The sequence below is a fragment of the Clostridiisalibacter paucivorans DSM 22131 genome (genome assembly GCF_000620125.1).
In the GTDB taxonomy this organism is placed as follows: domain Bacteria; phylum Bacillota; class Clostridia; order Tissierellales; family Clostridiisalibacteraceae; genus Clostridiisalibacter; species Clostridiisalibacter paucivorans.
Genome location: NZ_JHVL01000004.1, coordinates 132,938 through 139,787, shown reverse-complemented (window position 1 = coordinate 139,787; position 6,850 = coordinate 132,938). Strand labels below are relative to the sequence as shown.

The 6,850-nt window shown below is 29.3% G+C and carries 4 protein-coding genes and 14 tRNA genes; 17 read left to right on the top strand and 1 reads right to left on the bottom strand.

Features of this window, described 5'->3' with window-relative positions; genetic code table 11:
• Positions 1-6 precede the first annotated feature (6 nt).
• The 15 genes from Q326_RS0103220 to Q326_RS0103145 all read left to right on the top strand — a co-directional run bounded on the left by Q326_RS0103220 (position 7) and on the right by Q326_RS0103145 (position 1,996).
• Positions 7-83 (top strand) — tRNA-Arg (locus tag Q326_RS0103220).
• A gap of 5 nt (positions 84-88) precedes the next feature.
• A tRNA-Gln gene (locus tag Q326_RS0103215) sits at positions 89-164 on the top strand.
• A gap of 131 nt (positions 165-295) precedes the next feature.
• Positions 296-371, top strand: a tRNA-Lys gene (locus tag Q326_RS0103210).
• A gap of 5 nt (positions 372-376) precedes the next feature.
• Positions 377-465, top strand: a tRNA-Ser gene (locus Q326_RS0103205).
• A gap of 9 nt (positions 466-474) precedes the next feature.
• Positions 475-565 (top strand) — tRNA-Ser (locus Q326_RS0103200).
• A gap of 7 nt (positions 566-572) precedes the next feature.
• Positions 573-649, top strand: a tRNA-Ile gene (locus Q326_RS0103195).
• A gap of 16 nt (positions 650-665) precedes the next feature.
• Positions 666-741: transfer RNA gene (locus tag Q326_RS0103190), tRNA-Trp, on the top strand.
• A gap of 10 nt (positions 742-751) precedes the next feature.
• A tRNA-Pro gene (locus Q326_RS0103185) sits at positions 752-828 on the top strand.
• 5 nt (positions 829-833) lie between these two features.
• Positions 834-910: transfer RNA gene (locus tag Q326_RS0103180), tRNA-Ile, on the top strand.
• A gap of 113 nt (positions 911-1,023) precedes the next feature.
• Positions 1,024-1,099: transfer RNA gene (locus tag Q326_RS0103170), tRNA-Phe, on the top strand.
• Between the two features lie 62 nt (positions 1,100-1,161).
• Positions 1,162-1,473, top strand: a complete 312-nt coding sequence (locus tag Q326_RS0103165) for a DUF1294 domain-containing protein (RefSeq protein ID WP_051531045.1) — start codon at positions 1,162-1,164, stop codon at positions 1,471-1,473.
• Positions 1,474-1,657: 184 nt separating this feature from the next.
• A tRNA-Ile gene (locus tag Q326_RS0103160) sits at positions 1,658-1,730 on the top strand.
• 16 nt (positions 1,731-1,746) lie between these two features.
• A tRNA-Pro gene (locus Q326_RS0103155) sits at positions 1,747-1,823 on the top strand.
• 5 nt (positions 1,824-1,828) lie between these two features.
• Positions 1,829-1,905, top strand: a tRNA-Ile gene (locus tag Q326_RS0103150).
• 15 nt (positions 1,906-1,920) lie between these two features.
• Positions 1,921-1,996, top strand: a tRNA-Phe gene (locus tag Q326_RS0103145).
• Between the two features lie 31 nt (positions 1,997-2,027).
• Here the strand turns inward: Q326_RS0103145 and Q326_RS17825 are convergent.
• Positions 2,028-3,020 (bottom strand): ribonuclease H-like domain-containing protein, encoded by a 993-nt coding sequence (locus Q326_RS17825; protein WP_051531044.1) that lies wholly within the window; start codon positions 3,018-3,020, stop codon positions 2,028-2,030.
• Positions 3,021-3,151: 131 nt separating this feature from the next.
• On the opposite strand from Q326_RS17825, the gene Q326_RS16485 reads away from it, so the two are divergent.
• Both Q326_RS16485 and Q326_RS0103130 read left to right on the top strand, forming a co-directional pair.
• Entirely contained in the window at positions 3,152-5,155 is a 2,004-nt protein-coding gene (locus Q326_RS16485; protein WP_245592050.1) for an Eco57I restriction-modification methylase domain-containing protein, read from the top strand.
• A gap of 123 nt (positions 5,156-5,278) precedes the next feature.
• Positions 5,279-6,841 (top strand): S-layer homology domain-containing protein, encoded by a 1,563-nt coding sequence (locus Q326_RS0103130; protein ID WP_026894068.1) that lies wholly within the window; start codon positions 5,279-5,281, stop codon positions 6,839-6,841.
• Positions 6,842-6,850 lie beyond the last annotated feature (9 nt).

Here is a 6,850-nt window from a genome sequence, read left to right as displayed (position 1 = left end):
AGTTAGGCACCTGTAGCTCAGTAGGATAGAGCAACGGACTTCTAATCCGTGTGCCGGGGGTTCGAATCCTCCCAGGTGCACCATATGTTGGGGCGTCGCCAAGTCGGTAAGGCACTAGACTTTGACTCTAGTATGCGTAGGTTCGAGTCCTGCCGCCCCAGCCATAAATGATCCATTAGCTCAGTTGGCATAAGCAGGGAGCCAAAACATGCTTTAGGTTTTGTGCGAATCGCTTAGTAAATAGCACAAAATTGGGCTAGTTATTAAAGAATAATGCCATAATCAATTAAAATATGACCCATTAGCTCAGTTGGCAGAGCACCTGACTTTTAATCAGGGTGTCCGGCGTTCGAGTCGCCGATGGGTCACCATATAGGGAGAGGTACCGAAGTGGTCATAACGGGGCGGTCTTGAAAACCGTTAGGGTGTAAGCCCACGTGGGTTCGAATCCCACCCTCTCCGCCAAGAATTTATGGAGAAGTACTCAAGTGGCTGAAGAGGCTCCCCTGCTAAGGGAGTAGGTCCTTTACGGGGCGCGAGGGTTCAAATCCCTCCTTCTCCGCCATTTTAGTGGGCCTTTAGCTCAGTTGGTTAGAGCGCCCGGCTCATAACCGGTAGGTCTGGGGTTCGAGTCCCTGAAGGCCCACCACTAAAATATTCTATACAGGGGTATAGCTCAGTTGGTAGAGCGTTGGTCTCCAAAACCAAGCGCCGTGGGTTCGAGTCCTGCTACCCCTGCCAATATAAATATCGGGGTGTAGCGCAGTTTGGTAGCGCATCTGGTTTGGGACCAGAGGGCCGCGGGTTCAAATCCTGCCACCCCGACCACTTTTGGGCTTATAGCTCAGCAGGTTAGAGCGCACGCCTGATAAGCGTGAGGTCGGTGGTTCGAGTCCACCTAAGCCCACCAAGATGTATATAATAGCTCAGTTGGTTAGAGCGCCCGGCTCATAACCGGTAGGTCTGGGGTTCGAGTCCCTGAAGGCCCACCATATATTTTATACAAAATATATATGTTTGTTTGCCCAGATAGCTCAGTCGGTAGAGCAGGGGACTGAAAATCCCCGTGTCGGTGGTTCGATTCCGCCTCTGGGCACCATAAGCTCCTATCTTGATTGATGAGGAGTTTTTTTATTGAATTAATTTTGGAGATGTTTATATATGAAATATATAATTGGGATATTTGAAAATATAACTTTATATCAATGGGTATTTTATTTTTACTTTTTGATTATAAATATATTTGCAATAATAAATATGTTTTTAGACAAGAAAAAAGCAAAGAATCAAGAGTGGAGAATAAAAGAATCTACTTTGATAATTACGGCATTTTTAGGAGGAGCTTCTGGTATAATGATAGGAATGATAATTTATAAGCATAAATTGAGAAAGAAGAAATTTTATTTAGGTGTTCCTGCTATATATATATTAAATAAGATATTACAGTTTTTTCTATTTAATATAATTAAATAGAAAGGCTAAAATATCTATAGAAAAACTCATAAAAAGTCCTTGACACTTATTTGTAAAGATGATATTATTATATCCGTTGTTAAAACATTACAGACATTATAAAAAAATAATGATAAAAAAGTGTTGACAATAAACAAGAAACGTGGTAACATATTAAGAGTCGACAAAAAAAGTCGACGGACGTGGTTTTCTCAGTTGGTTAGAGCGCCCGGCTCATAACCGGTAGGTCTGGGGTTCGAGTCCCTGAAGGCCCACCATATACATTTTAAAAGTCGGGGTGTAGCGCAGTTTGGTAGCGCATCTGGTTTGGGACCAGAGGGCCGCGGGTTCAAATCCTGCCACCCCGACCACTTTTGGGCTTATAGCTCAGCAGGTTAGAGCGCACGCCTGATAAGCGTGAGGTCGGTGGTTCGAGTCCACCTAAGCCCACCAAGATGTATATAATATGCCCAGATAGCTCAGTCGGTAGAGCAGGGGACTGAAAATCCCCGTGTCGGTGGTTCGATTCCGCCTCTGGGCACCATAAAAAACTTTGCTGTTAACAGCAAAGTTTTTTACATTATATTTACTATTGTTTCATGAATAATTTTTTTAATATTTTCTATAAAATAATTTTTTTTGTCTTTTATTATAATAATATTTTCAGGCACATTATATTTACTATTGTCTAATAATTCTATAGTAAAATCAAAAGAATTTTTATTTATGAAAAAACATTTTTGACCAGTTGACAGATTACCTTCTTGTAAGAGCATATTAAATTTAAAGTTCCCTTCTTTGGTGTTCCATTCTAAATTTGTATTCCCACAAAAATATATTTGTTTTGGGATATTTATAATAGAAGAAGTTCCGACAATAAATAGTGAATTGTCAATCACATCTATTTGCTTTATATTAAAATTAATGTTGCTTTTATTATTTAATATAATTTCAAATCTCAACTTATCATTTATAAGATCATATATTTTTAAGATTTCAGGGAGATAATAGATATCATCTAAGTTGTGTTTCAAAATAATATCTTTAGTTTCTCTATTTTGAGTTTCTAAGTAATTGAAATAAAGTTTAACCATATCTTTTCCAGAAATTTTATCACTTCTGTTTATATTAAGCATTTTTTCTATATCTTTTTGTCTATATTTTTCTAACCCTAAAATGTCTCTATATTTTTTGACTATATTTATTATGTCAATACTTTTATGCTTTGAAATTGTATAATTAAAATTATATTTTTTTAGTCGAGCATTTATAAAAGGGATATCAAACAAATCTCCATTATAGGAAATATATGTATCAAAGTTAGTAAAATCACACAAAAACTTTTCTAATAAAAGATATTCATCATTTAAAGTATCTGCAAAATATTGTTTGATAATTTTTTTTGAATTTTTATAATATACAATGCCAATTATAGTTATATAGTTTTTATTTCTATTGAAGCCTGTAGTTTCTATATCAAAAAAGCATACTTTTTTATTTAAAAATTCTTGTTTTAACTTAGCTGGTATATAAAGTTTATCCATATATGTTTTGGTTATATATTCCATAATGAATCACTCCTTAAAATAAATATAATAATTATTATAACAAATTATAAGATAGATATCAGGTTTTCTTTATAATATATAAGCATTAATATATAATGGGTATATAAAGATTTTGCTTGGGAGGCACGTTTATGGAAGAAATGATTCATACAAATAGAATAATAGAAATTTTAAAAAAAGAAAAAAAGAAGAATAAAGAATTTGATATTAATACATTGAAGGGCTTAATATATTATATAGGAAATATACTTTTATGTTTTAAATTCAATAATAAATTTTCATATTGCAATAAAGGATTACCAAATCTAGATATTTCTTTGGAAACAAAGAATGAATTACTAAATTATATAAAAAAAATTCCCACTAAAGATATATCTAATATATTATTAGGTGAGATATATCAGGGAATTATGACTAAAAAAGATAAAAAAGTATTGGGGCAGATATATACCCCTTCTAATATAGTTAAAGAAATAGTAAACAATAGTATAGATGAAAATAAAATAGTTAAAGATCCTTATTATAAAATAATAGATCCTGCATGTGGGGGAGGATATTTTTTATTAGAGTCACTTAGAAGAATGAAAAATATATTTAACTTATATAAAAAAGATATATTAGAAAAGAATCATGAGATAGCTGAGGAATATGACAAAGGAATCGAAAATTTTATAATTAAAAATAATTTATGGGGAACAGATATAGATGAATTTGCAGTTTTTATGACTAAAGTGTCTTTAATATTAAAGTTAAATAGTGTTCAGAAAATTAATCCCAATGTCTTTAATGTAGATATTTTATTGGAAAGATTTTATGAGAATATGAATATTGATTCTAATAACAAATATAGATGTGTGTTTGATTTAGTCATAGGAAATCCTCCTTATATTGGGCATAAAAAGATAGATAAACAATATAGAATTCAATTGAAAAAAAACTACAGCGATATATATTCAGATAAAGGGGACATATCTTATTGTTTTTTTAAAAAAGGTTTTGATTTGTTGAAAAAAAATGGGGTATTATCTTTTATTACGTCTAGATATTTTTTAGAATCCCCTTCTGCAAGGGATTTAAGAATATACATAAAAGAAAAATTTTGTATAAAAAATATATCTGATTTTAATGGAATAAAAGTATTTAAAGATGTGGGTATAAGCCCAGTAATAATTAAGTTAGTAAAAAAAGAAAAAAAAAGAAATGAAATTAAAATAGATATATATAGAAAAAGTGATAAATTACTAAATAAAAAGAAATTCATGATAAATTATGAAAGTCTTAATGATAGAGAGTGGAGATTAATAACTAGTAAAGAGAGTAAAATTTATGATAAAATAGAAAAAAAAGGTGATACAATCCTTAGTCAAATATGTAATTTTAGTCAAGGCATAATTACAGGGCTTGATAAGGCATTTGTTGTGTATAAAGAAAATATAGAAAATGAAAGTCTAGAAGAAGATGTAATTTTGCCATGGATAAAAAATAGCGATATACTAAGTTATGGTATGAAAGATACTAATAAATATTTGATTTATACTAACCTTATAAAAAACATAGATTACTATCCCAATATAACTAAAAGACTTTTAAAATATAAAGATAGACTTTCTTCAAGGCGAGAATGTGAAAGAAATATAAGGAAGTGGTATGAAATACAATGGGGAAGAAATATAGAGATCTTCAAATCACCTAAGATAGTATTTCCCTTTAAAGCTGAAGCTAATAGGTTTACAATAGATTATAATAATGTATTATCTAGTGCAGATGTATATTTAGCTAAAGTAAAAGAAGGAATAGAAGATTTTTCTATTGAATATATCTTAGGGTATCTAAATTCTAAGATATTTGAATTCTATTTTAAAGTTGTTGGCAAAAAAGTTGGCGAAAGATTATATGAATATTATCCTAATAAATTGAAGACTTTGAAAATAAAATTTACAAAGGATAGCTATATGGTTGAAGAAAAAGTGAAAGATATATTAAAATATAATGAAAGAATTATGAATAAAGATAATATAGACAAGTATAATCATTTAATAAATAAAAACAAATACTATATAGATACTTTCTTTTACAATTTATACAATATAAATGATGATGAAGTTAAAACAATAGAAAAATATATTAAGTATTAGAAAAATTGTAATAAATATTTAAATTGTATGTGGGTGAATTGACAGATATAATAGATTATAACAATAATAATATGCTTTTATATTGAGATTATGTTTGCTTTTGACTATGAGGGGGATAAATCTATGAAAAATAAAACAATTGTTCTAGCTGTTATAATACTTATTTTATCTATATTTAATATTAACAGTGTATGGGCATATACTTATTTTATTGATATCTTTGGACATTGGGCCCAAAATGAGATATTGTGGTCTAGTAATGAAATGGAATTGTTTTTAGGATACGAAGACGGGACATTTAAGCCTGATAATAATATAACTAGAGCTGAATTCGCAGCTATTTTGTATAGAGCTGTCAATGAAAAATCTATATTTATGGATAATAATATAAATATTTCAAATGACAAATCATTAGATTCTCAAGATTACAGTGATATTGATGAAACCTTTTGGGCATACAAAAATATAAAGACTTTACAAAAATATATAGATATACAAAATAAAGATATAAATTTTAAAGATATATTTCCTGGAGATAGATTTTATCCAAATAAATTTATAACTAGAGAAGAAGCTGTATTATTATCTAGTTTTTTTACTATGCCTCCTTTAAAAAAAGAAGCTATAGAGTTTAAAGATTTAAATTATAATTATATGTATTATGATCAAATAAAAGATATGGCTAAAAATAAAATAATATTAGGTTATAGCAATGGTAATTTTATGCCTAAAGAAAAGGTAACTAGGGCTGAGGCTGCCACAATAATGAGAAGAATAGTATATGAAATGGACTTTTTGAAGGATGGATTTTTAAATAAAATTCATCTAAATACTAGTATCTATGATAGTAAATTTATGTTTTTTGGGGATTATTTTGAAACTTATACAGAAAGAAAAGATTTACTATATAAGAGAGCAATATCCACATTAGAATATGAATCTATGGTTAAAGTTATACCATATGAAGAAAGACATTTATACGATGAGGAGCCAATAAGTACATTGAAATCTTTGAAAGAGCAGGACTATTGGAATATAGCTGGTCTTAACTATTATTTGTTACAGTATGGTGGCTTTGATGAAAAACAGAATTTAAAACTAGCAAAAGAAATGATTGATGATTTTATAGCTAGAGATGATTTGAATGCCAATGAATCTAAATTAATTTTACAATTGGCTATTAAACATCTTGACAATAAGGAATTAATAATAAAAGGGTTAGATAAATGGTATAATTTAGTTAAAGATATGGAAGAAAAACTTGATGTCGTATTTCTTAAGTCTAAGATATATATGGAAAACAAAAAATATCAAGAAGCCCTGAAAGATTATATAGATATAGAAAGTCAAGGAGATATTCTTTCTGAGCTTGATACTGACGTTATAAGCAATTTTTACTTAAATAAAGGATTTATTTATTATAAACAAAAAAAATATAAAGAATGTGAAAATATATTGAGAAACGGACTAGAAAGATTAAAAGGTGAATATAATTTAAATGAAAAAATAAATAGTTATTTTAGTAATGTTAATAATGGTAGTTTAAAATTTAATGCCAATATGTATAGTTTTGGAACATTGATAAATATATTATATGAAGAAGGATTCCTTCCTAGGGAAGAACTAGATACTTATAAACAATTTATCGGAGGAATAAAAAAGGCTATGGATTCTTATAAAGACTGATTTCTATAC

What these genes read in the sequence shown, in the direction of transcription:
- Q326_RS17825 (WP_051531044.1), bottom strand. Translation starts at nt 3,020, where the DNA reads ATGGAATATATAACCAAAACATATATGGATAAACTTTATATACCAGCT.
- Q326_RS0103165 (WP_051531045.1), top strand. Translation starts at nt 1,162, where the DNA reads ATGAAATATATAATTGGGATATTTGAAAATATAACTTTATATCAATGG.
- Q326_RS0103130 (WP_026894068.1), top strand. Translation starts at nt 5,279, where the DNA reads ATGAAAAATAAAACAATTGTTCTAGCTGTTATAATACTTATTTTATCT.
- Q326_RS16485 (WP_245592050.1), top strand. Translation starts at nt 3,152, where the DNA reads ATGGAAGAAATGATTCATACAAATAGAATAATAGAAATTTTAAAAAAA.